At 63.2% G+C, this 23,347-nt stretch carries 21 protein-coding genes; 11 read left to right on the plus strand and 10 right to left on the minus strand.

Features of this window, described 5'->3' with window-relative positions:
• Nucleotides 1-11 precede the first annotated feature (11 nt).
• The 5 genes from gap to BBX50_RS28415 all read left to right on the plus strand — a co-directional run bounded on the left by gap (nt 12) and on the right by BBX50_RS28415 (nt 5,189).
• Nucleotides 12-1,022 (plus strand): type I glyceraldehyde-3-phosphate dehydrogenase, encoded by a 1,011-nt coding sequence (gene gap / locus BBX50_RS28395; RefSeq protein WP_065778635.1) that lies wholly within the window; start codon nt 12-14, stop codon nt 1,020-1,022.
• A gap of 5 nt (nt 1,023-1,027) precedes the next feature.
• A complete protein-coding gene (locus tag BBX50_RS28400; protein WP_065778636.1) occupies nt 1,028-1,618 on the plus strand; it encodes a putative glycolipid-binding domain-containing protein in 591 nt (196 codons plus the stop codon).
• Entirely contained in the window at nt 1,618-2,814 is a 1,197-nt protein-coding gene (locus BBX50_RS28405; protein WP_065778637.1) for a phosphoglycerate kinase, read from the plus strand. Before BBX50_RS28400 ends, BBX50_RS28405 begins: the two co-directional genes overlap by 1 nt.
• Nucleotides 2,815-3,062: 248 nt before the next feature.
• Nucleotides 3,063-4,088, plus strand: coding sequence for a class I fructose-bisphosphate aldolase (locus BBX50_RS28410; RefSeq protein WP_065778638.1), 1,026 nt, complete (start codon nt 3,063-3,065; stop codon nt 4,086-4,088).
• Between the two features lie 171 nt (nt 4,089-4,259).
• Nucleotides 4,260-5,189: a PhzF family phenazine biosynthesis protein gene (locus BBX50_RS28415; protein WP_065778639.1), complete on the plus strand. Its 930-nt coding sequence runs from the start codon at nt 4,260-4,262 to the stop codon at nt 5,187-5,189.
• A 61-nt stretch (nt 5,190-5,250) separates the two neighbouring features.
• Here the strand turns inward: BBX50_RS28415 and BBX50_RS28420 are convergent, their stop codons facing one another.
• Nucleotides 5,251-5,805, minus strand: a complete 555-nt coding sequence (locus tag BBX50_RS28420) for a TetR/AcrR family transcriptional regulator (RefSeq protein ID WP_065778640.1) — start codon at nt 5,803-5,805, stop codon at nt 5,251-5,253.
• Between the two features lie 108 nt (nt 5,806-5,913).
• Between BBX50_RS28420 and BBX50_RS28425 the strand changes: the two genes are divergently transcribed.
• Nucleotides 5,914-7,428 carry an MFS transporter gene (locus BBX50_RS28425; RefSeq protein WP_065778641.1) on the plus strand — a complete coding sequence of 505 codons (1,515 nt, stop codon included), beginning with the start codon at nt 5,914-5,916 and terminating at the stop codon, nt 7,426-7,428.
• Between the two features lie 36 nt (nt 7,429-7,464).
• Here the strand turns inward: BBX50_RS28425 and BBX50_RS28430 are convergent, their stop codons facing one another.
• Together BBX50_RS28430 and BBX50_RS30640 are read right to left on the minus strand one after the other, a co-directional pair.
• On the minus strand, nt 7,465-9,402 hold the full coding sequence (locus BBX50_RS28430) for a tetratricopeptide repeat protein (RefSeq protein ID WP_139108345.1): 1,938 nt from the start codon (nt 9,400-9,402) through the stop codon (nt 7,465-7,467).
• 111 nt (nt 9,403-9,513) lie between these two features.
• Nucleotides 9,514-9,669: a hypothetical protein gene (locus BBX50_RS30640; RefSeq protein WP_139108346.1), complete on the minus strand. Its 156-nt coding sequence runs from the start codon at nt 9,667-9,669 to the stop codon at nt 9,514-9,516.
• Between the two features lie 293 nt (nt 9,670-9,962).
• Between BBX50_RS30640 and BBX50_RS28435 the strand changes: the two genes are divergently transcribed.
• The 3 genes from BBX50_RS28435 to BBX50_RS28445 all read left to right on the plus strand — a co-directional run bounded on the left by BBX50_RS28435 (nt 9,963) and on the right by BBX50_RS28445 (nt 12,313).
• On the plus strand, nt 9,963-11,264 hold the full coding sequence (locus BBX50_RS28435) for an MFS transporter (RefSeq protein ID WP_065778770.1): 1,302 nt from the start codon (nt 9,963-9,965) through the stop codon (nt 11,262-11,264).
• Nucleotides 11,251-11,439 carry a DUF1192 domain-containing protein gene (locus BBX50_RS28440; RefSeq protein WP_065778643.1) on the plus strand — a complete coding sequence of 63 codons (189 nt, stop codon included), beginning with the start codon at nt 11,251-11,253 and terminating at the stop codon, nt 11,437-11,439. The genes BBX50_RS28435 and BBX50_RS28440 overlap by 14 nt, the downstream gene beginning before the upstream one ends.
• 355 nt (nt 11,440-11,794) lie before the next feature.
• The gene (locus BBX50_RS28445) at nt 11,795-12,313 is read left to right on the plus strand and encodes a DUF1465 family protein (RefSeq protein WP_065778644.1); all 519 of its coding nucleotides are present in this window, start codon (nt 11,795-11,797) and stop codon (nt 12,311-12,313) included.
• Between the two features lie 176 nt (nt 12,314-12,489).
• On the opposite strand, the gene rpmE is transcribed toward BBX50_RS28445, so the two are convergent.
• Nucleotides 12,490-12,711: a 50S ribosomal protein L31 gene (gene rpmE / locus BBX50_RS28450; protein WP_065778645.1), complete on the minus strand. Its 222-nt coding sequence runs from the start codon at nt 12,709-12,711 to the stop codon at nt 12,490-12,492.
• Between the two features lie 207 nt (nt 12,712-12,918).
• Between rpmE and BBX50_RS28455 the strand changes: the two genes are divergently transcribed.
• Both BBX50_RS28455 and BBX50_RS28460 read left to right on the plus strand, forming a co-directional pair.
• The gene (locus BBX50_RS28455; RefSeq protein ID WP_139108347.1) at nt 12,919-14,721 is read left to right on the plus strand and encodes an ABC transporter transmembrane domain-containing protein; all 1,803 of its coding nucleotides are present in this window, start codon (nt 12,919-12,921) and stop codon (nt 14,719-14,721) included.
• A 140-nt stretch (nt 14,722-14,861) separates the two neighbouring features.
• Nucleotides 14,862-15,854 carry a tripartite tricarboxylate transporter substrate binding protein gene (locus tag BBX50_RS28460; RefSeq protein ID WP_065778647.1) on the plus strand — a complete coding sequence of 331 codons (993 nt, stop codon included), beginning with the start codon at nt 14,862-14,864 and terminating at the stop codon, nt 15,852-15,854.
• 246 nt (nt 15,855-16,100) lie between these two features.
• On the opposite strand, the gene BBX50_RS28465 is transcribed toward BBX50_RS28460, so the two are convergent.
• The 6 genes from BBX50_RS28465 to BBX50_RS28490 all read right to left on the minus strand — a co-directional run bounded on the left by BBX50_RS28465 (nt 16,101) and on the right by BBX50_RS28490 (nt 23,279).
• The gene (locus BBX50_RS28465) at nt 16,101-17,747 is read right to left on the minus strand and encodes an FAD-binding dehydrogenase (protein ID WP_065778648.1); all 1,647 of its coding nucleotides are present in this window, start codon (nt 17,745-17,747) and stop codon (nt 16,101-16,103) included.
• A gap of 163 nt (nt 17,748-17,910) precedes the next feature.
• A complete protein-coding gene (locus tag BBX50_RS28470; protein WP_065778649.1) occupies nt 17,911-18,942 on the minus strand; it encodes a peptidoglycan -binding protein in 1,032 nt (343 codons plus the stop codon).
• 3 nt (nt 18,943-18,945) lie between these two features.
• Nucleotides 18,946-20,049 (minus strand): MotA/TolQ/ExbB proton channel family protein, encoded by a 1,104-nt coding sequence (locus tag BBX50_RS28475; protein WP_065778650.1) that lies wholly within the window; start codon nt 20,047-20,049, stop codon nt 18,946-18,948.
• Nucleotides 20,050-20,355: 306 nt separating this feature from the next.
• Entirely contained in the window at nt 20,356-21,156 is an 801-nt protein-coding gene (locus BBX50_RS28480; RefSeq protein ID WP_065778651.1) for an inositol monophosphatase family protein, read from the minus strand.
• Between the two features lie 317 nt (nt 21,157-21,473).
• Nucleotides 21,474-22,622 carry a tetratricopeptide repeat protein gene (locus tag BBX50_RS28485; RefSeq protein WP_065778652.1) on the minus strand — a complete coding sequence of 383 codons (1,149 nt, stop codon included), beginning with the start codon at nt 22,620-22,622 and terminating at the stop codon, nt 21,474-21,476.
• A 9-nt stretch (nt 22,623-22,631) separates the two neighbouring features.
• On the minus strand, nt 22,632-23,279 hold the full coding sequence (locus BBX50_RS28490) for a thiamine phosphate synthase (protein ID WP_065778653.1): 648 nt from the start codon (nt 23,277-23,279) through the stop codon (nt 22,632-22,634).
• Nucleotides 23,280-23,347: the final 68 nt, after the last annotated feature.

Raw genomic sequence — 23,347 nt, forward strand, 5'->3', positions numbered from 1 at the left:
AGAGACCCGACATGACAGTAAAAGTCGCCATCAACGGTTTTGGCCGCATCGGTCGCAACGTGCTTCGCGCCATCGTCGAATCCGGCCGCACCGACATCGAAGTTGTTGCGATCAACGACCTCGGCCCCGTTGAGACCAACGCTCACCTGCTGCGCTATGACTCGATCCACGGTCGTTTCCCGGCCGAGGTCAAGGTCGAAGGCGACACGATTACCGTTGGCGGCGGCAAGCCGATCAAGGTCACGGCGATCAAGGATCCGGCAACGCTGCCGCACAAGGAACTCGGCGTCGACATCGCGATGGAATGCACCGGCATCTTCACCGCCCGCGACAAGGCTGCAGCCCACCTGACGGCCGGCGCCAAGCGCGTCATCGTCTCGGCTCCGGCCGATGGCGCTGACCTGACGGTCGTCTACGGCGTCAACCACGACCAGCTGACCAAGGACCACCTGGTCATCTCCAACGCATCCTGCACGACGAACTGCCTGGTCCCGGTCGTCAAGGTCCTGAACGATGTCATCGGCATCAACCATGGCTTCATGACCACGATCCACTCCTACACGAACGACCAGCCGTCGCTCGACCAGATGCACAAGGACCTCTACCGCGCCCGCGCTGCCGCTCTGTCGATGATCCCGACCTCGACCGGTGCTGCCAAGGCCGTTGGTCTCGTTCTGCCGGAACTGAAGGGCAAGCTCGACGGCACGTCGATCCGCGTTCCGACCCCGAACGTCTCGGTTGTCGACTTCAAGTTCGTCGCCAAGCGCAACACTTCGGTCGAGGAAATCACCAGCGCCATCAAGGCTGCCGCCAACGGCGCGCTGAAGGGCGTTCTCGGTTACACGGAAGAGCCGCTTGTCTCGCGCGACTTCAACCACGACAGCCACTCCTCGATCTTCGCGATCGACCAGACCAAGGTCGTCGAAGGCAACTTCGTTCGTATCCTCACCTGGTACGACAACGAGTGGGGCTTCTCGAACCGCATGGCCGACACGGCGGTTGCCCTGGCCAAGCTCATCTAAACCAGATGTTTCGCGCCCTTTCTCCAAAGACGGTCCGCTGGCGTCCGCTGGAAGGGGAAGGGCTCGAACATCTGACGTTGACGCAATCCGAAACAACCGACGGCGCGGTCATCCGCGCCGTTGGCGTTCTGATCGGCAGCCGCGGCGGCACGCCCTATGGCGTCCGCTACCGGATCGATTGCGATGGCGGCTGGCTGGTTCGCAAGTTCATGGTCGACACGACCGATGGTCGCAGCCTGCATTTGCGCTGCGATGTTCCCGGCCAATGGCAGACGGCGCGAGGCGCTGTCTTGCCCGAATTCGACGGCTGCATCGACATCGACCTTGCCGGAACGCCCTTCACCAATACGCTGCCAATCCGCCGCCTTGGCCTCACCCGCAGGTCCGGCACCGCCAGGCTGAAGATGCTCTACGTGCCGTTCGACACGTTCGAGCCTGTCGTGGACGGCCAGTACTACACCTGCCTCGATGACTTCAGGCTTTATCGCTACGAGGCCGAGGACCGCAGCTTTGCCGCGGACCTGCCCGTGGACGAGGATGGCCTCGTCATCGACTACCCCACCCTTTTCCAAAGACTATCACCGGAGACTATCTGATGACTTTCAAGACCCTCGACGATCTGACCGACATCGCCGGCAAGCGCGTGCTGGTGCGCGTCGATCTCAACGTGCCGGTCAAGGACGGCGTGGTCACGGATGCGACCCGCATCGAACGCGTCGCTCCGACCATCCGCGAGCTGTCCGAGAAGGGCGCCAAGGTCATCCTGCTCGCCCATTTCGGTCGCCCGAAGGGTGAGCCGGTCGCCGACATGTCGCTGAAGACGATCGCACCCGCGGTCGAAGACGTGCTCGACCAGCGCGTGCACTTCGGCGCCGACTGCATCGGCGACAAGGCCAAGAACGCCATTGCCGAGATGAGCGACGGCGACGTGCTGCTGCTTGAAAACACCCGCTTCCACAAGGGCGAGGAAAAGAACGAAGCCGAGTTCGTCAAGGCGCTTGCCGCCAATGGTGACATCTACGTCAACGACGCCTTCTCCGCCGCCCACCGTGCCCATGCCTCGACCGAAGGCCTTGCCCATCATCTGCCGGCCTTTGCCGGCCGCACGATGCAGGCCGAACTCGAAGCGCTGGAAAAAGGTCTCGGCCAGCCGAAGCGGCCGGTCGTCGCGATCGTCGGTGGCGCCAAGGTCTCGACCAAGATCGACCTCCTGCAGAACCTCGTGACCAAGGTCGACGCGCTCGTCATCGGCGGCGGCATGGCCAACACCTTCATCGCCGCCAAGGGCGTCAATGTCGGCAAGTCGCTCTGCGAGCATGATCTCGCCGACACGGCCAAGGCGATCATTGCCGCTGCCGACAAGGCCGGCTGCGCCATCGTGCTGCCGGAAGACGGCGTCATTGCCCGCGAGTTCAAGGCCGGCGCCGACAACGAAGTGGTGGACATCAACACCATCCCCGCCGATGCCATGGTTCTCGACGTCGGCCCGAAGTCGATCGCAGCCGTCAACGACTGGATCTCCAAGGCCGAAACGCTGGTCTGGAACGGCCCGCTCGGCGCCTTCGAAATCGCCCCCTTCGACAAGGCGACCGTCGCTGTTGCCAAGCATGCGGCTGGCCGCACCCGCCAGGGTTCGCTGGTCTCGGTTGCCGGCGGTGGCGACACGGTTGCTGCGCTGAACCACGCCGAAGTCGCCGACGATTTCAGCTACGTCTCGACTGCCGGCGGCGCGTTCCTGGAGTGGATGGAAGGCAAGCCGCTTCCGGGCGTCGACATCCTCAAGCAGAAGTAAGCCATGCGACTGGCGCGCGGACACAACCGCCGCGCGCCAGTCTTTCAAGAAAAAATCGTTACTGTTCAATCGATTAAAAAATTTTAAATCGTTTCAGTCGCTTTTCTTGCCATTTTCCTGGACAATTTCACCTGTTACTCGCGCCCTCGTTTGGAGCGTGGCGGCAGCCTTGTGCGCCGTCGGTCCGAAACTGCTTGTTTCAGTACTTGCCTGGTCCCCGGTGATCAGCGCTGTCTAGGGAGAAAAACATGAGCGAAAGACTGGAAGACATCGCAATTGCCATGGTCGCCAACGGCCGGGGCCTGCTCGCTGCCGATGAGTCGACGGCGACGATCAAGAAGCGTTTCGATACGATCGGCCTCGAATCCACCGAGACCTCCAGGCGTGATTACCGCGAGATGCTGCTGCGCGCCGACAAGGCGATGCGCAAGTACATCTCCGGCGTCATCCTCTATGAGGAAACCCTGTTCCAGCACGCCGTCGACGGCACGCCGCTCGTCGATATCATCCGGGCGGCCGGCTCGATCCCCGGCATCAAGGTCGACGCCGGCGCCAAGCCGATGACCAACTTCCCGGCCGAAACCATCACCGAGGGCCTCGACGGCCTCGCCCAGCGGTTGGCGAGATATTACGAGGCTGGCGCGCGCTTTGCCAAATGGCGCGGCGTGATCGCCGTCTCCGACACGTTGCCGAGCCCGGGCGCGGTTCGCGCCAACGCCCATGCGCTGGCCCGCTACGCCGCCCTTTGCCAGGAGGCCGGCATCGTGCCGATCGTCGAGCCGGAAGTGCTGATGGATGGAGCGCCGGGCGACCATTCGATCGACCGTTCGGAAGAGGTGACGGAGTGGACGCTGCGTATCACCTTCGAGGAACTGGCGGCCATGCGCGTCAAGCTCGAAGGCATGATCCTGAAACCGAGCATGGTGATCGACGGCAAGAAGGCCCGCAAGGCTTCCGTCACTGAGGTGGCCGAGCGCACGATCAAGGTGCTGAAGCGCACCGTGCCTTCCGCCGTTCCGGGCATCGCTTTCCTCTCGGGTGGCCAATCGACTGAAGAGGCAACCGCCCATCTCTCGGCGATGAACACCCATCACGACCTGCCGTGGAAGCTCACCTTTTCCTATGGCCGCGCCCTGCAGCAGGAAGCTCTCAACGCCTGGCATGGCAAGGCCGACAACATCGGTGCGGGCCAGCGCGCCTTCTCGCATCGCGCCGAGATGTGCAGCCTCGCTGCCAAGGGTACCTGGAAGAAGGATCTCGAAAAAGCCGCGTGATCCACGGGCAACCAAGGCAAAGTGGAGGGGCTGCGTGGCGGCCCCTTTTTGCATCGTGGACTGGAACGCTGCCCGCCTGGAACTTGTCACCGGAACAAGTTGCCGTCTTTGCCGGGCGTAATCGCTGGCTTAAGCCTTGTCACGCAACGAAGCCCAGCGAAAGCCGATGCCATGACAGCAGCCTCGACAACCATCGCCTACGTCACCGTCGACGTCTTCACGTCAGAGCGTTTTGCCGGCAACCAGCTCGCCGTCATCCCCGATGCCCGGGGCTTGAGCGACCGCCAGATGCAGGCAATCGCGACCGAATTCGGCTATTCGGAAGTGACGTTCGTGCTGCCGGCCCGCGACCCCGCCAACACCGCCGAGGTCCGGATTTTCACGCCGACAATGGAAATCCCCTTCGCCGGCCATCCGAATGTCGGCACCGCCTTCGTGCTCGGCCGACGACAGGAGATCTTCGGCCGGGTGCCGGGTGACGTCCTGCGCTTCGAGGAAAAGGCAGGCCTGGTCGAGGCAACGCTGCTGCGCCAGAAGGGCGAGGTCACCGGCGCCCGCATCGTCGTGCCGCGCAGCCTGATCGTCGGCCCAGAAATCGACGCCGAGACCATCGCCGCCTGCGCATCGCTCCCACCGGAGGCCATCAGCACGCGCGTCCACGCGCCCGCCCGCCTTTCAGTTGGCCTGCCCTTCGCGGTCGCAGAGATCAGCGATGTCGCGACGCTTTCGACAGCCCGGCCGAACGTCACCGCCTTTCAGGCGGCCAATGTGCGCTACAAGCCGGAGGAAGACAGCTTCAGTCTGTTCCTTTACAGCCGATCCGCGCAACAGCCCTGGCAGATCCGCGCGCGCATGTTCGCGCCGCTCGACAACGTCAATGAGGATCCCGCCACCGGCAGCGCTTCGGCGGCCCTTTCCGCTCACCTCGTAGCTCTGCTGCCGGATCCGGATATCGATGTCGACATTGCCATCGAGCAGGGCGTGGAGATGGGACGCCGCAGCCTTATCGGCGCCTCTGTCCGCAAGCGGGACGGTGTCGTTCGTCAGGTCAGCCTCTCCGGCGAATGCGTAGACGCCATGCGCGGCGTCATCGACCTCTAGCATGGCCCTTACCGCCAGGCCCGGCGCGCCGCGCCGCCGATCGAATCCCTAGCGCTTTTCGCTACGCTTGGGGTTCCGGTTTCGACTGCAGCCTCAGAATGTCGGCAAACATATCCTGCCACTCGGCGTCATCCATTTCGAGGAAGCCGAAACCGCGCAGCAGGAAGACGCCTTCCGTTGCCAGAAACATCAGCCGCGCCCGGCGCCCCCCTTCCGTCGACAGGTCCAAGCCATCAAGACGGGCGCGATACCAGGCGCGGTTCTTCGCCATATGCTCTTCACGCTGCAACAGGGCCGCCATCATGCCGGACGTACGGGCGTTCTCGGCGGTGTTCATCCGGGCGGTCACCGCCGCATGAGCGCGCATCGCCTTCAGCGGGTCAGCATCGTCACCGCCCTCCGCCGCAACCGCGCCGTCGAATTCGGAAAACCAACGCTCCATCATCGCGTCGATCAGGCCGTCCTTGTTGCCGAAACAGTATTGCACGCCGCCCTTGGTGATACCGGAAGCCTTGGCGACGGCATCGATCGTCAGGCCGGCGGCGCCGACGGTGTTCACGATCGCCTCCGCCGCATCCAGAACCTTGTCACGATCGATTGTTCGTCGCCGTCCCATCTTGACTTCCTATTTCAAATCCATACGTACGTATTCAAATAAACAATGACCCTGACGTAAACAAGGCCCAGCCTCCATTTCCCCGTGGGCGGCCACCTGAGGTGTAACATGCTTCCGCAAAATCGCTGGCTCATTCTGGCCATCGTGTCGAGCGCTCTCTTTCTGATCGTCGTCGATATGACGGTGCTCTATACTGCCCTGCCCCGGCTGACCCACGACCTCGGCGCAACCGCGTCCGAAAAGCTCTGGATCGTCAATGCCTATGCCCTCGTCGTTGCCGGCCTCCTGCCCGGCCTCGGAACGCTTGGCGACAGGCTTGGGCACAAGAAGCCCTTCATCGTCGGCCTCGCCGTCTTCGGCGTCGCCTCTCTGATCGCCGCCTACGCGCCCAATCCGGAAGTCCTCATCGGCGGCCGCGTGCTGCTTGCCGTCGGCGCTGCGCTGATGATGCCGGCAACGCTGTCGATCATCCGGCTGACCTTCACCGACGAGCGCGAGCGGGCGCTGGCGATCGGCGTCTGGGCCGCGATCGCCTCCGGAGGTGCGGCCATCGGCCCGGTACTTGGCGGCTTCCTGCTCGAATATTTCTGGTGGGGCTCGGTCTTCCTGATCAACGTGCCGATCGTCGCAATCGCCCTGCTGCTCGGCCTTGTCGTGCTGCCCAACACAGCAGGCAATCCCAAGCATCCGTGGGACGCGCTCGGCTCGCTGCAGATCATGGTCGGTCTCATTGGCCTTGCCTATGCCGTCAAGGAAACCAGCAAGCGCGAGCCTTCGCTGGAAGCCGGTCTTGCCGCCGCCGTGATCGGCGCGATCGCGCTTGTCCTTTTCGTACGCCGGCAGCGGCGGAGCAGCCATCCGCTGATCGATTTCAGCCTCTTCCGCAACGGAGCCTTTTCCTCTGGCGTCGCGGCGGCATTGGTCGCATCGGCTTCCATCGTCGGTATCGAGCTGGTCCTCAGCCAGCAACTGCAGTTGGTTGAAGGCTTCTCGCCGCTTCAGGCGGGCCTCTTCATCCTGCCGATCCCGCTCGCCGCCTTCGTCGCCGGCCCTCTGACCGGCGTGCTCCTGCCGCGGCTCGGTGCGGAGGTGGTGCTGCGCTCAGGCCTCATCCTTTCGGGCCTGGGCCTTGGTGGATATCTGCTGGTTCACGAAGCCGGCGCCTTTGCCCAGATCGCCAGTCTCGTCGTTCTCGGCCTCGGCATCGGCGCATCGATGACCGCAGCCTCCAGTGCCATCATGTTCAACGCCCCGCCGGAGCGGGCAGGCATGGCGGCCTCCGTCGAAGAAGTCTCGTTCGAGCTTGGCGGCGCGATCGGCATTGCCGTGCTCGGCAGTGTGATGTCGCTCGTCTACACCGCCTTTCTCGTCCTGCCGGAGGGTGCCGCCATCTCGCCGATGGCGCGCGACAGCCTGGACGAGGCCTTGCTGCTTGCCGAGAAACTGCCGGCTGATGTGGCCGGCGAACTCGTGACCCGTGCCCGCTTTGCCTTTGAACAGGCCTTCACCGCAGTGGTGATCGTTGCGACGGCCATGCTGTTCGTCACCGGCCTCGCCATCTGGTGGCTGACGGGTGGCCGCAGCAGCGTCCCGGTCGACGGCCGCCAGGCGAGCCATCATTAAGCACGACCGCCGGACGGAAATCCGCGTCCGGCGGGTTCAGCGCAGGCCCGCCTCGCATTTGGCGATCGCCTCGACCATCGCCTGGAAGCGCACGTGGTGGCGGACCGTATCCAGATCGGAATCCTGCTTGAACCAGAGCAGCTGATAGCAGGAGCTCTGCGGCAGCAAGGTTTCCAGCAGATCGAGTGCTGCGTCGATGTCGCCGAGAATGGAATAGACGCACGCCGTGTTGTATCGGGCAACCACGTCGTCGGGGTCGATCGCCAGCGCACGTGCGGCCCATTCCCGCGCCCGATCGGCCTCGCCCATATGGGCCAGCGCCAGCGCGCCGCGATGCGCGGGACCGGAGTTTTCCGGATTGAGTTCCAGCGCGCGCTCCGCGCGCGATATCCCGACCCTTGCCCATTGCGCACGCTCGGCGTTGCGCCCGAGCGACTTGTACGCGCTCATCAGGTGGATCGGCGACAGATAGTCGTCGGGCCTGATATCGGCAGCACGCTTGAAGAACTGGATCGCGGTCTCAAAGGAGCCTTGCATGAACAGGAAGCGGCCATAGTGGAAGTTCGCTTCGTAAAGCCCGGCATCAAGCGTCAATGCCTGCTCGAACTCGGCAACCGCCTCGTCGCACTGGCCGTCCTGATGCAGGACCAGGCCGCGGGACGCGTGCGCCTCAGCCAGGTTCGGATCGAGCGCCAGGGCTTTGTCGGTGGTGGACAGGATGCTTTGCAGCGGGAACTCGTCTTCGTGCCAGTCGCGCAGGGCCGACTCGCAATCGGCAATGCCGGCATAGGCGCGGGCAAAATCCGGGTCGAGCTCCACCGCCTTCAGAAACATGCGCCGGGCCAGAAGCAGGTAGGATCGGGTCCAGGCGTGGGAGAACTGCCGGCCACGCAGATAGTAGGTATAGGCCTCCACGCTCGTCGTCGGATCGCTTTCGATCGCCCGCTTTTCCGCCGGCAGCAGCTTGATCCTCAGTTGATCGACGATCGCATGGGTGATCTCGTCCTGAATGGCGAAGATGTCCGTCAGCTCCCGGTCGTAGCGGTCGGCCCAGAGATGCGTCCCGGTCAAGGCGTCGATGAGCTGGCCGGTAATGCGCACCCGCGCGCCGGCCTTGCGCACGCTGCCTTCGAGGATGTAGCGGACGCCAAGTTCCTGGGCCACCTGCTTCACCTTCACCGACCGCCCCTTGAAGGTGAACACGGTGTTGCGGGCGACCACATGCAGCTTCGAGATCTTCGAGAGATCGGTGATGATGTCTTCCGTGATGCCGTCCGAGAAATACTCCTGCTCCGGATCGTGGCTCATGTTGGTGAAGGGAAGTACGCCGACGGAGAGCCCGTAGCCATCGTCGAGCACAACAGGACACGAGCCGTTCGGCGCCGAAGCGACTTTTGTCGGCGCACCGAGCGCGATCGAATAGACGTGCACCCCGGCGGCGATGTTCTTCAGCGTATGCTCGCCCTTGTCGATGAAACCGACATCCAGGCGCGAGCCGACATGGTCGCGCACCGAGGCCGAAACGGCAATGCCGGAGGGCTCCGCCAGCCCCTCAATGCGGGCTGCGACATTGACGCCGTCGCCGAAGATGTCCCCATCCTCGACGATGATGTCGCCGAGATGCACGCCGATCCTGAGTTCGATGCGTTTCAGCGGCGGCACGCCTTCGTTGCGGATCAGCATGCCGCGCTGGATGTCGACGGCGCAGGCAACCGCATGCACGACGCTTGCGAACTCGACAAGGATGCCGTCGCCGGTGAGCTTGACGATCCGTCCCTTGTGGCGATTGATTTTCGGATCGACGAGTTCACTCTTGTGGCGCTTCATCGCGGCAAGCGTGCCCGTCTCATCAGCGCCGATCAGGCGGCTGTAGCCCACGACATCGGCAGCGAGAATTGCAGCGAGCCGGCGTTCCAAGAAACCCCCGAAATCATCTCCCGAATGAAGTGCGCACTTTAGCGCTTTCTTTCCCATCTGTCCTGCGCCCTTTTCTGGTTGAAACGTCAGGTTTCTCAACCAAACTAGCGGCAGGCCGGAGGTGATGGAGTTCCAAAGGTAACGGCGAGTTGCGTTACGGGCGACGCACTACGGCCGTATCAGCACGGTCACCATCATCATGACAATGGCAAAGACCGCGATCTTCCAGAAGTCGCGACGATGTCGCAATCCCGGCAGGCCGAGTGGCCACAGCAACTGGATGACCATTGCCAGAAGCAGAATAAGGGCGAGCGCCTTCTGCATGTTGCCCTCATGAACCAAAGGTCACCTAACCGGCAGCGTGTTCGCAGGGCCGGCATCGTTCGTCGCATGGAGCACCGCCTCCTCCCAAGGACTGGCGATACGCTGCGCTTGGCAAAAAGGGCTAGTGTTTCCGGAGCCGATTTGCAATGACCGGCAGCCGCGTGTTGCTTCGATCATCGCCGATTGGGGGACAAAAGCATGCGGCAAACCAAAGTGCTGTAAAGAGAAACCGGCTGGCAATTCGCTAGGCATCGCCCTAACTTGCTGACGGCAGAACGAATTTCGGATGGATGATGAGAAAGAACCTGCTCCCGGTCGCCGCCCTCCTGCTCGGCACGCTGTTTCTCTTTCTGGGCAATGGTCTTCAGGGGCTTCTTCTTCCCGTGCGCGGCACCGCTGAAGGTTATCCGACCACCATCCTCGGCCTGATCGGCACATCCTGGGCGGCGGGCTTCGTTCTCGGCTGCTTCTTTGCCCCCAACGTCGTCAAGCGCATCGGCCATGTGCGGGCCTTCAGCGTTTTCGCTGCGCTCATCGCCATCGTCGCGCTGACGACCGGTATCCTGATCGATTCCACCTGGTGGCTGATCCTGCGGGCGCTGACCGGCTTTGCCACCGCCGGCACCTCGATGATCATCGAAAGCTGGCTGAACGAGCGCGCCACCAATGAAAGCCGCGGGGTGATCTTCTCGCTCTATATCGCCATCACCCTCTTTGGCGTCGTCGGCGGCCAGATGATGATCCCCTTCGGCGATACGTCGACCAGCTTCTTCTTCATGATCTGCGGCATCCTCTATTGTGTCGCGATGCTGCCGACCTTGATGTCGAAGGCCGCCTCGCCGCAGCCGTTGAAGAAGGTCAGTCTCGATTTGCGCGGCCTCTACCGGAACTCGCCGGTTTCCTTCCTCGGCATCCTGCTGGTCGGTATCGCCAACGGCGCCTTCGGCACGCTCGGCGCGGTCTTCGGCCGGCAGGCCGGGCTTTCCGACAGCACCGTTGCGGCAATGATGAGCGTGGCGATCTTCGCCGGCGCGGTCATGCAGCTCCCCGCCGGCCGCCTCTCCGACCGTATCGACCGACGTTACGTACTGGCAGCCCTTGCCGGCATTGGCGCCTTGGCCGGGCTGCTGATCTTCCTCATCGAGCCGAGCCAGGTCTGGATCGTGCTGACGCTGATCGCAATCTACGGCGCTGCCGCCAACGCGCTCTATCCGATCGCCGTTTCGCACGCCAACGACTTCGCGACCGCCGAGGACTTCGTCAAAGTCTCCGGTGGCCTGCTGCTGCTCTACGGCATCGGCACCATTATCGGCCCGACCATCGGCGGCCCGGTCATGACCGCGGCCGGCCCCTACGGTCTGTTCATGATCACCGCCTGCGCCCATATTCTGATCACGGCCTATGCCATCATCCGCAGCCGGGTGCGCGCGCCTGTGCCGGTTTCCGACCGCGATGCCTTCTCGCCCGTCAACGCCGGCACGCCGACGACGCCGGAAAGCCTGCAGCTTTCGCCACGCGCGGCCCCATTTGAAGAGGCCCGCAACGAGCCGGACAAGCGTCCGGAATGGGAGGATCAGTCCGATGAGCCTATTTGACGACGATCGGCCACAGAAGAAGGTGGCCCACGAAATCGGCAGTGACCTCGCGCTCCTGTCAGTCGACGAGTTGACACAACGCATCGCCCTTCTGACGGACGAAATCGCCCGGCTGGAAGCCGAACGGACACGCAAGTCCGCAAGCCGCTCGGCTGCGGAAAACCTGTTTCGCTAAGGCGCCTCAGGCAGCGGTCCGCGCGGAGCAAGACAGGGCGCGCTTAACGGCACATTAAGCATTATCTGCGATTGTCAGGGCATCCGGAGCTTTCCGGGCTCAGACAATTTCTCCGACTGGCGAATGGGTCTGATTTTTCTCCCTGTTTTACCTTGAGAGCCGCTTTTCGCGGCTCTTTTTTTGTTTTGGCATAGGTTTCTCTAAAGAACTGTGGAGATTAACCCTTTCTTAAGAATGCCCTTGCGCGAAATGCGCTATCGGATCATTCTTCAAGCATAGAGACGGCAAGGATTTATTTCCCATAACCGTCCGCTACCTGACTGTCGTGATGCGTTTGAACCAGGGAAAACAGGTCATGTCCGAGAGAGGATTGAATACGGTCAGTTTCGCAGGACACGCAGCGTCCTCGGCACAATTCAAGACACTCTATTCGGAAGGCATGGGTCTGGTCGAGGAAACGGCGACCTATCTCGATGGCGCCGGCCGCGCTGCTTCGAAGGTTCTTCCGCGCATGGCATCTGTTCTTTATGCTGCCGAATCCATGCGGCTCACCACCCGCCTGATGCAGATGGCCTCGTGGCTGCTGCTGCAGCGCGCCGTCAACAACGGCGAGATGAGTCGCGACCAGGTGATGTCGGAAAAGAGCAAGGTGCGCCTCGACAGCTTCAACGTCGACAAGGCCGCTCCCGGCTGGGCCGAGCTGCCGGAATCCTTCCGCGATCTGATCGAGCGCTCACTGCGCCTGCAGAACCGCGTCGCCCTGCTCGACCGCGAAATCTATCGCCCGCACGAAGCCGCCGCGATCGTTCCGGACAACCAGAACGGCGTCAAGGCGCAGATCAAGCTGCTGCAGACGGCCTTCGGGACGAATTGATCGGGCACCTGCCCGCTGACTAAGACAAGAAACCCGGCCATCGCCGGGTTTTTTGTTGTCCGTTTCTTTCATGCTTTTGTCGCAGCCGCCCCCCCCTACCCCGAGACATCCGCGACCGCACGGCAACAAAAAAGCCCGGCAGAGCCGGGCTTCGAGTATTCTGAAGAAGCAGTCGATTAGAGGCCGAGGCCTTCGAAGCGCTTCTTGAACTTGGAGACGCGGCCGCCGCGGTCCATGAGCTGCTGGTTGCCGCCGGTCCAGGCTGGGTGCGACTTGGGGTCGATTTCCAGGTTCATGGTTGCGCCTTCCGAACCCCAGGTCGAGCGGGTTTCGTATTCGGTGCCGTCAGTCATGACCACCTTGATGATGTGGTAGTCGGGATGGATGTCTGCCTTCATAACGATCTTCCTAGAGTTCCAGGGTCCAATTGTCGCAAGGCATTGCGACTTCGAGACCGAACACGTAAATGAAGCCGCGGACCGGCTGAAGGGCCACGGCTTCCCAATTGGATGCCGTGCCTATACATCAAGGTCTGCGGGATAACAAGTGCCGCGCGGAAGACTCATGGGCAAACCCTTTCCTCCGTGGTTGGCGAAAGGGGTCAAGTGTCGACAAGAGAAATCCAGGCGCCAGCGCGCAAGTCCATTCGCCCTCTCGCCACGTTGGTGCCCTATCTCACCCGCTATCGCCATCTGGTGATCGGCGCAGGCGTCTCCCTGGTTATTGCGGCGGTGACCACATTGACGCTGCCGCTGGCCGTCAGGCGGATGGTCGACAATGGCTTCTCCAGTTCCGATAGCGGCTTCATCAACACCTACTTCTCGATGCTGATGCTGCTCGCCATCGTGCTCGCGCTCGCCAGTGCCGCCCGCTATTACTTCGTCATCTCACTCGGGGAGCGCATCGTTGCGGACATCAGGCGCAATGTCTTCGATCGCGTTACCCGCCTCTCGGCTTCCTTCTTCGATGTCAACCAATCCGGCGAGATCGTCTCACGGTTGACGGCTGATACGACCCAGGTCAAATCCGCGGTCGGTGCCACAGCCTCGGTCGCACTGCGCAACCTGATCCTGTGTCTCGGCGCCATCGGCATGATGGTCTATACCAGCCCGAAGCTCTCAAGCCTGGTGCTGATCGCCATCCCGATCATCGTCTTTCCGCTTGTCGGCTTCGGCCGCTCCGTCCGCCGCCGTTCGCGCCAGGCGCAGGACACGCTCGCCACGGCCTCCGCCTATGCCGGCGAAGCGATTGCCGCCTCGCGCACCGTGCAGGCCTTCAACGGCGAGGAACTTGCCAACCGGCACTTCGCAAGCTCGGTGGAAGATGCCTATGCCGCGGCGCGAGCAGCGATCAAGGCGCGCTCCGTGCTCACCGCATTCGCCATCACCATGGTATTCGGCAGTGTCGTCGCGGTGCTGTGGTTCGGAGCCCATGACGTGCTGGCGGGCAACCTTTCGGCCGGCACACTCAGCCAGTTCCTGCTCTATTCGGTCTTTGCGGCCGGCAGCCTTGGCTCGCTCTCCGAGGTCTGGGGCGAGCTTTCGCAAGCCGCCGGCGCTGCCGAGCGGCTCAATGAACTGCTGACGGAGATCCCCGAGATCCAGGCACCTGAAAATCCGGTCGCCATGCCGGTGCCGGCGGCGGGCGCCATAACCTTCGACGACGTGTACTTCGCCTATCCGGCGCGTCCCGACTTCAAGAGCCTGAACGGCCTCGCCTTCGCGATCAGGCCCGGCGAGACCGTCGCCATCGTCGGGCCGTCCGGTGCGGGTAAGAGCACCGTCTTTTCCATGCTGCTTCGCTTCTACGACCCCTCCAAGGGCACGGTTGCCGTCGATGGCGTCGACATTCGCACGGTCGATCCGAAGGACCTGCGCGAGCGGATTGCGATCGTGCCGCAGGATGTCACCATCTTCGCCTCCTCGGTCCATGACAACATCGCCTTCGGCGTGCCCGGCGCCAGCCGCGAGGCGGTGCGCGCCGCCGCCACCGCCGCCCAGGCGGACGAATTCATCAACCGGCTCGACAAGGGTTATGACACCTTCGTCGGCGAACGCGGCGTCACGCTGTCGGGCGGCCAGCGCCAACGCATTGCCATAGCCCGCGCCATTCTCAAGAATGCACCCATCCTGCTTCTCGACGAGGCAACGTCGGCGCTCGACGCCGAGAGCGAAACCTTGGTCCAGAAGGCACTTGACGGCCTGCTCCATGAGCGCACGACGATTGTCATCGCCCATCGGCTCGCAACCGTGCTGAAGGCCGACCGCATTCTGGTCATGGATCATGGCCGTATCGTCGAGGAAGGCACACACGCCTCCCTCATTCGCCACGGCGGGCTCTACGCAAAGCTCGCACGTCTGCAGTTCAACCACGGCGCCGAGGCCCTGTTCGTCGGCACCCAAAGCTGAGCTGCAAGGCCAGACACGTAACACCCTCTTCGATTTTTCATTCAACGGTTGCCGTCGTGAGGCCAGGCCCTATTGTTAAGGAGCCCGGTCGACGACAGGCCGGCATCGCTGTTGGCAGAATTGATCGGGAGGAATATCGCATGGCATTTTCGCAACTGGTTCGGCGCGCAACCCTGACATTGGGCCTGGTGGCGCTATCGGCGCTGCCTTTTGGCTCGACGGCGCTTGCTCAGGGCTTTCCCGACCGGCCGGTTACCCTGGTCGTTCCCTTCGCCGCCGGCGGTTCCACCGATGTGGTTGCGAGAATAGTGGCGCAGAAGATGTCCGAGGACCTTGGCGAACAGGTGATCGTCCAGAACGTCGCCGGCGCCGGCGGCAACCTTGGCGCCGCCAATGTCGCGCGTGCAGACCCGGACGGTTACACGATCCTGATGGGGACCGTCGCCACCCACGCCCTCAATCCACTGATCCTCAAGACCAAGCCCTATGATCCGGAGAAGGACTTCGCGCCGATCTCGCTGCTCGTCGTCGTGCCCAATGTGCTTGTCGTCAATCCGGAGCTCCCCGCAAAGAACGTCGAGGAACTGCTGGCGCTGCTCAAGGCCAAGCCCGACGAATACAGCTACGCTTCGTCCGGCAACGGCACGCCGTTGCATCTCTCCGGCGAGCTGTTCAAGAAGATGGCCGGCGTCAGCATGCAGCATATCCCTTACAAGGGCGCCGGCCCGGCGCTGAACGACGTCATCGGCAATCAGGTGCCGATCATGTTCGACAACCTCCCTTCCTCCTCCGGCCACATCAAGGCAGGGACGCTCCGGGCGCTTGCGGTAACGACCGCGGAACGCGCACCTTCCTTCCCCGACGTGCCGACAGTCGCGGAGTCAGGCATTCCGGGCTACGAGACCTACACCTGGAACGCGCTCTTCGCGCCGGCCACTACGCCACAACCGGTGGTCGCTCGCCTCAATGAGGCTGCAAACAAGGCCCTGAAGGATCCGGCCGTCGTCGAACGCATGAAGGAATTCAGCGCCAAAATCGTTGGCTCAACCCCGGAAGAGCTCGGCGCGCATGTGACGGCGGAACTGGCGAAGTGGACGCCGGTCGTTCGGGACGCCAACGTGCAGATGGATTGATCTCGATCAGCTGGCCTGGCTCGGCGACGTTCGCCCTTGCCTGCCAGCTACCTTCTCCCCGCCAAGCGGGGAGAAGGACACCAGTGGCGCGCTGCGTGCACGCGGTCTCAGCCGACGTGCCGGGAAACAGGAAGCTTCGGTCAGGCTTCGCCGCAACGTCAGCACGCAGCACTTGGGGCGAGAGGAATGTAGCCGAGGGCTCGACCATGCCCCTTTCCGCCTGCGGCGAGAGGGCCAGGGCAGCAATCACGCCCCGGCAGCACCCCGCCCCGCTACCCGGCCGGAAAAGATGCAGCCGCCGAGGAAGGTGCCTTCAAGCGCGTTGTAGCCATGCATGCCGCCGCCACCGAAGCCGGCCACTTCGCCGGCCGCATAGAGACCAGGCACCGGTTCGCCCGATTGCTCCAGCACCTGGCCGGTAAGATTGGTCTGCAGGCCGCCAAGCGTCTTGCGCGTCAGGATGTGCAGCCGAACGGCAATCAGCGGCCCGGCTTTCGGATCGAGCAGCCGATGCGGTTTGGCGGTGCGCAGCAGCCGGTCACCGCGATAGCTGCGAGCGCCGCGGATCGCCGTCACCTGAGCGTCCTTGGAGAAAGGGTTGGTGATCTCACGGTCACGCGCCTCGATCTGCTGGCGCAAGTGCTCGAGCGACAGCCGGTTCTCGCCCGTCAGCACATTCATCGCCGGCACGAGATCTTCGAGGCGGTCGCGAACAATGAAGTCCTCGCCTCTGTCCATGAAGGCCTGTACCGGTCCCGGCGGGTTCTTGCCGAGCCGCTTCAAAAGCAGCGATATGCTCTTGCCGGTCAGATCCGGGTTCTGCTCGGAACCGGAAAGGGCAAACTCCTTCTTGATGATCGCCCTCGTCAGGATGAACCAGCTGTAGTCGTGGCCGGTGTCGCGGATCGCCTGCAATGTGCCGAGCGTGTCGAAGCCCGGCATGGCCGGCGCCGAAAAACGGTTGCCATCCGCGTCACACCAGAACGACGAGGGGCCGGGCAGGATGCGGATGCCGTGGTCCGGCCAGATTGGATCGAAGTTCTTCAGCCCTTCCGTATAATGCCACATACGGTCGGAATTGATCACCGAGCCGCGCGCACGGCTGGCGATCTCCAGCATGCGCCCGTCGACATGGTGCGGGACGCCTGCAACCATCGTCGCCGGCGGCTGGCCGAGCCGCTTGCGCGGCCAGTTGCGACGGACCAGCTCGTGGTTGCCGCCAATCCCGCCCGAGGTGACGAGGACCGCGCCGGCCGAAATCTCGAAGTCGCCGACGATGTCGCGTGAGCTGCGCTGGCCGCGCCCGACCGGATCATCCTTCAAGAGCGCGCCGCGCGCACCCGTCACCCGCCCATCCGCGATTGTTAGCTCATCCACCCGGTGGCGGAACCGGAACCGGACGAGACCGCGGCTTTCGGCTTCCCGCGTCAGGCGGACGAACGGTTCGAGCACCGCCGGCCCCGTGCCCCAGGTGACGTGAAACCGCGGCACCGAATTGCCGTGACCGTGGGCAAGGCCACCACCACGCTCGGCCCAGCCGACGACCGGGAACCAGCGCATGCCGAGCGAATGCAGCCAGCGGCGCTTCTCCCCGGCTGCAAATTCGAGATAGGCCTCTGCCCAGAGTTGTGGCCAATGGTCCTCGGCGCGGTCGAATTGCGATGAGCCCATCCAGTCTTGCCGCGCGAGTTCGCGCGTATCGCGGATACCCATGCGTCGCTGCTCGGGGCTGTCGACGAAGAACAGTCCGCCCAGCGACCAGAACGCCTGTCCGCCGAGGTTTTGTTCCCCCTCCTGGTCGACAACGATGACCTTGCGGCCAAGTGCTGCCGCCTCCGAGGCGGCGACAAGGCCGGCGAGCCCCGCGCCGATAACCAATACGTCGCAATCCATGAAATGCTCTCCCCTCGCATCCCATTCAGCACCAGGTGTTCTCCCGGACGCACAAACGTTGCCGCAGCCACTGGGATGGCTGCAGCAACTGTTACGCGTACGTCAAGGTCAATTCAAGAGTCGGGCTTCGGCCTTAGGCTGCAATGTGCCGAGGATCCGCGGCTCACTTCTCGGTCAGTTTGAGCTCGATGCGGCGGTTCTGCGCCCGGGCTTCCGGGCTCTCGCCTGGCGCGATCGGCTGAAACTCGCCGAAACCTGCCGCGACCAGCCGGTCCGCCGGCACACCCTTCGAGATCAGGAACTTCACCACCGAGGTTGCGCGCGCCGACGACAGCTCCCAGTTATCGGCAAAGCGGCCGCTGCCGGAGAGCTGCACATTGTCGGTGTGACCATCGACACGCAGAACCCAGTTGATCTCCGCCGGGATCTCCTTGGCGAGATCGAGCAGCGCCGCGGCGAGCTTGGCCATCTCGACCTGCCCCTCGGGATTGAGGTCGCTGCCACCGGAGGGGAAAAGCACCTCGGACTGAAAGACGAAGCGGTCGCCGACGATGCGGATGTTTTCGCGGTCGGAAAGGATCTCCCTCAGGCGACCGAAGAAATCGGAACGATAACGGTTGAGCTCCTGCACCCGCTGGGCAAGTGCCACGTTCAGGCGGCGGCCGAGGTCGGCGATCTTGGTCTGCGACGCCTGGTCCTTGGCCTCCGACGCCTGAAGCGCGACCTCAATGGCGGCGATCTGGCTGCGCAGCGCAGCGATCTGCTGGTTCAGCAGTTCGATCTGGCTCATGGCCCGGGCGCTGATCTCGCGCTCGCTCTCAAGTTCGGAGCCGAGACGACCGATCTTCTGGTTGGCGGCGTCGGTGCTGCCGGCGCCCTGATCGAGCAGGGCCTGGAGCCGCGACCGTTCGCCTTCGGACGTGGCAAGCGACGCTTGGAGATTGGCCAGCGAATCCTCAAGATCCTGCTTGCCGCTCTTCTCGAGCGCCAGAAGCTGCGTGAGTTCGTTGATCTGGCTGTTCAGCCGGGTCAGCACCTCGTCCTTGCCGCTGATTTCGCGGCTCAAGAGAAACTGTCCGAGAACGAAGACGGTGAGCAGAAACATGATCGAAAGCAGAAGCGTCGACAGGGCGTCGACGAAGCCCGGCCAGTAGTCGATCGTGCGCTGCGAGCGGCCTTTACGGGCGAGCGCCATGGATCACTCCCCTCCGGTCTCGTCCATGCGGCTCACCTTGGCGGGCACCGGCGACTTGTCGCCGTGCACCGCGAGGCGATCGCCGCTGCCGATGCGCGAGGCCAGTTTGTCCAGGGTCTTGCGCATCGCCTTGGCCTCGTCCTGCTGCGCTTCGATCCAGTCCCGGAGCATCTGCTGCTCACCACGCATGTTCTTGACCAGACCCTGAATGCCTTCGGCGAGTGTTGCCATCGCCGCAGTCGTGCGCTGGTTCGCGCCCCCCTCCTGGTTGAGGCGAACCAGCTGGTCGGTGAGTTTCTTCAGTTCCTCCACCGGGGCGCCTGCCGGCAGGTCGAGTGACGACGACAGCTCGGAACCGACATCGGTGACCGAGGAGAGCCAGTTTTCGAGCTCGGTGTAAAAGCGGTTCTGGGCACGTCCCGCCTGCAGGTCGAGGAAGCCGAGGATCAGCGAACCCGAAAGGCCGAAAAGCGACGTCGAGAAGGCCGTACCCATACCGGTGAGCGGTGCCGACAGTCCGCTCTTCAGCGCTGCCAGAATGTCCTCGGTCGTTCCCGATCCTGCATCCAGCGACTGGATCACCGTGTTGATCGAGCCGATTGTTCCCAGAAGCCCCCAGAAGGTCCCGAGCAGGCCGAGAAACACCAGCAGCCCGGTCATATAGCGCGAGATGTCGCGCGATTCATCAAGCCGGGTCGCAATGGAATCGAGGATCGAACGCAGCGCCGTTGTCGAGATCGCCGTCTGGCGACCGCCGATCAAGGCGCGCATGGGCGCGAGCAGGACCGGGTCGCGACCGACCTTGTCGGCGCTGCCGGCGGCGCGGAACGAGTTGAACCAGCGCACCTCGGGGCGCAGCCCAAGCACATGGTTGAACACGAGCAGGATGCCGATCAGCAGCACCCCGAGGATCAACCCGTTGAGGCCCGGATTGGCGAGAAAAGCATTGTGGGCCTGGCGGAAGAGGATCGCCCCCACGAAACCGACGATGATCAGGAAGACCACCATCGTCCAGAAATAGTGCATGGGGCTCGAGAGCTTGTGCGGGTTGTAGCCGTCTTCCATGCTTTCCCGACCATTCCACCCGGACAGATGCAGTTTCGTCATCGGTGTAAGTATCTCCCGGTTTACTTGACGGAACGGCGCATCGCCGGCCCGGAGCCTACCGCATAATTCCCGAAACCGAAATCGATTCAAGGGCGAAATTATGCATTGAACCAGGACCAAGCAGCAGCCTTGCCCTCCCTGGAGCATCCCGTCCCGAACTGGATTCACCGGACCATAGGATCACGCGGCGTTCTAGATAGGCACGGGCCTGTGGCGCTGTCGTGTTCCATCGCTTAGGTCCGACCCAAAAAAACAAGCCTCCGACACGGGCACGCATCGGAGGCTCTAAGACGAACAGGTTGCCGTTTACTTCGTCGGCACCGGGCGATGAACGACGTCGTTCAGCGCCTTGACGATGTATTCGTTGCCGCAGACGACCGAGCCGTCCTCAACCGGCTTGGCGCCGCCGTTGATATCGTGCGCCCAGCCACCGGCCTCCCGGATGAGAAGCACGCCGGCGGCAATGTCCCAGGCAGCGAGGTCACGTTCCCAGTAGCCGTCGAAACGGCCGGCTGCCACGTAGGCAAGGTCGAGCGAAGCCGAGCCCATGCGGCGGATGCCCGCCACTTCGCCCATCACATGGCGCAGTTCAATCAGGTACTTGCCATGGTTGCCGCGTCCGAGATGCGGGGTGCCGGTGGCAATCACGGCGTCGGAAAGGTGCTTGCGCGAAGCGACGCGAAGGCGGCGATCGTTCAGGAACGCGCCACCACCGCGCTCGGCGGTGTAGAGTTCATCGGTCGCCGGGTTGAAGACGACGGCGCCGACGATTTCGCCCTGGCGTTCCAGTGCGATCGAGACCGCGAAATGCGGGATACCGTGCAGGAAGTTGGTGGTGCCATCGAGCGGGTCGACGATCCAGCGATGCGCACCGTCGGTGCCGATGATCTCCTCGCCTTCCTCACCGAGGAAGCCGTAGGTCGGCCGGGCTTTCAGCAGTTCTTCGCGGATGAGCTTTTCGGCCTTGCGATCAGCCTGCGAGACATAGTCGGCCGGTCCCTTGAGCGAGACCTGCAGGTTCTGGACTTCGCCGAAATCGCGGGCCAACGACTTGCCGGCCTTGAAGGCGGCCTGAACCATGACATTGAGAAGAGCTGAACGGGCCATCTGGCGATCCTTTGAAAACGAAGCCGGTCGAGGATGCTCGATCGGGTGTTGAACCTGCTTGCCGGAATCTTACCGCGATGCCCTCCACGCCAGCGGCGCGCGTCCGGTCAGACGCGCAAAGGTCGCTGTCGCACTTGAATGCAGCATATTCCGACGTCAAAAAACCGAGTGAAATATCACTCCGCACGCGGCCGCCGACAATTGCCAGGCGCCACGAGCAAAACCGCGGCTTGAGAACCACAAATGGCCCGCAAGTTCAAGCGAAATAGCATTCCCATCAACTCAGCCGCAGAGGAATCCGCTGCAATCGGAGCCATTCAGCTCCGGCGATACTTGTTCGCCGCACTGAGCGCCTGCTTCTGCTGCTCTTCGTTGAGGCCGAGATAAAAGTCTTCGAGCGCGTCGTCCTTAAGCCCGGCGCGGCGCGAAAGCACATACCATTTCGCCGCCTCGACCGGATTGGGCCTGGTGCCGATGGCATTGACGTACAGATGCGAAAGCCGGTTCTGCGCAACGACATTGCCACCTTCGGCCGCCCGCCGCATCCAGCCGAAACCGTCCTCAAGATTCCGGTCGCCGGCTATGCCTTCGATCATCCAGATGGCAATGTCGAGTTGTGCGGTGTCAAAACCCGCCCGTGCCGCACGGACGAGCCATTCGCGGGCGCGCACCCGCTTGCTCTCCTCGATGCCATCGACATTGACGAGGATCTGCGACAGCGCATACTGCGCGTCCGCGATGCCCTGCTCGGCCGATTTTTCATAATAGGGCATCGCCAGCTTCAATCCCTTCGGTCCGGGATTGTCGGCGACGAGGGTCTGTCCGTAGTTGAATTGGGCCGATCCGTTGCCGAGATCAGCCGCCCTCTTCATCAACTCTTCGGATTTCTTCCGGTCGCGCTTGACGTAGCGCCCCTCCATCAGGATCAGCGCATATTTGAACATCGCCGCCGGGTCGCCTTTTTCCGCCGCCTGGCCATACCAGAAGGCAGCCTGCTGGGGGTTGCGCACCACGCCCAGCCCCTGCTGCAGGATTTCGGCGATCAGCGTCTGTGCCGCCGCGTCCCCGAGCTGCGCCCGCGGCAGTGCGAGATCCATCGCGGTCAGGTAATAGCCGCGCTGGAAGGCGCCATAGGCATCATCGACCTTGCCAGCGAAGGGCTTCTCGGCCGGCAACGCTGGCAGTTCGGCGCCCATGCGGTCGAAGACGCCGACGCCGCCGGACGGCTCGTTTCCGTCGGCCGGCTTCTTTCCGGGAGACGCGGCCGACTTGTCATCGGCCTTGTTCGGTGCCGTCCCTTCCGGCAGGGCAGCCCCATTGAACGGCGTGATCCGACCGCGCTTTTCGACGCCAGCATCCTCGCCCCCGCCCTGCAGCTCTTGCGCATGCGCCGGCAGCGCCAGCGCGACCGCCACGGCGAAAAGGGAGAGACCTCGGCTCAATCTGGAAGACAGTCGGCTCAACATCGACACGTCTTAATCTTCAAACCGTGGCGCTTTTTCGTCAAGCAGAGCATTGACGGCAGCAACGACGGAAGGTGCCTGTCCCGGCTCGCCGAAGACCGCAAGGCGAAGGGCAACGAACTCGGCACCGGTCTCGGCGACGGCAAGTGCCGACTGCGGATCCGTGCCGCCCATGACGATGCAGGGGATTTCGATCATCGAGGCCCACCATTCGGCGAGTGCCAGGTTTTTCGGATGCGCCTCCGGTTTGATGTCGCCATCGGTCTTGCCGAAGAACACGTAGTCCGGGCGCACTTCGCCGATCTCGAGCGCATGGTGGCGATCGGCCGCATTGCCGCCGCCGACGATGAGCTTCGGCGTATGCTTTTCGACAGCTTCGCCAAGCGCTTCGGCATTGCCGGCAACATGCAGCCCATCGGCCTTGGTCCGTCCCGCCACGCGCGAATCGCCCGCAATCAGAGCTGCGGCACCAGCGTCCTGGATGATGGGCACGAGGCGCTCGGCGTGTTTCTGGAACTCGGTGTCGTCGAGGCCGTATTGCGGCACGATGACGGAAGCGACATCGCCGCCCTTGAGGGCGTCGGCGAGCACCGTGGCGCGTTCCGCCGGATCGGGCATGTCGGGCGCGATCAGCACCAGGCGGCAGCGTTCTGTTGTCATGCTCAGATATCCATTTCCGGCTGTACCCGCCTTAAGGCGAAACCAGCGCTCGATTTCATTTTCGAAAA

The organism is Ensifer sp. LC11 (genome assembly GCF_001695835.1).
Classification (GTDB): Bacteria; Pseudomonadota; Alphaproteobacteria; order Rhizobiales; family Rhizobiaceae; genus Ensifer.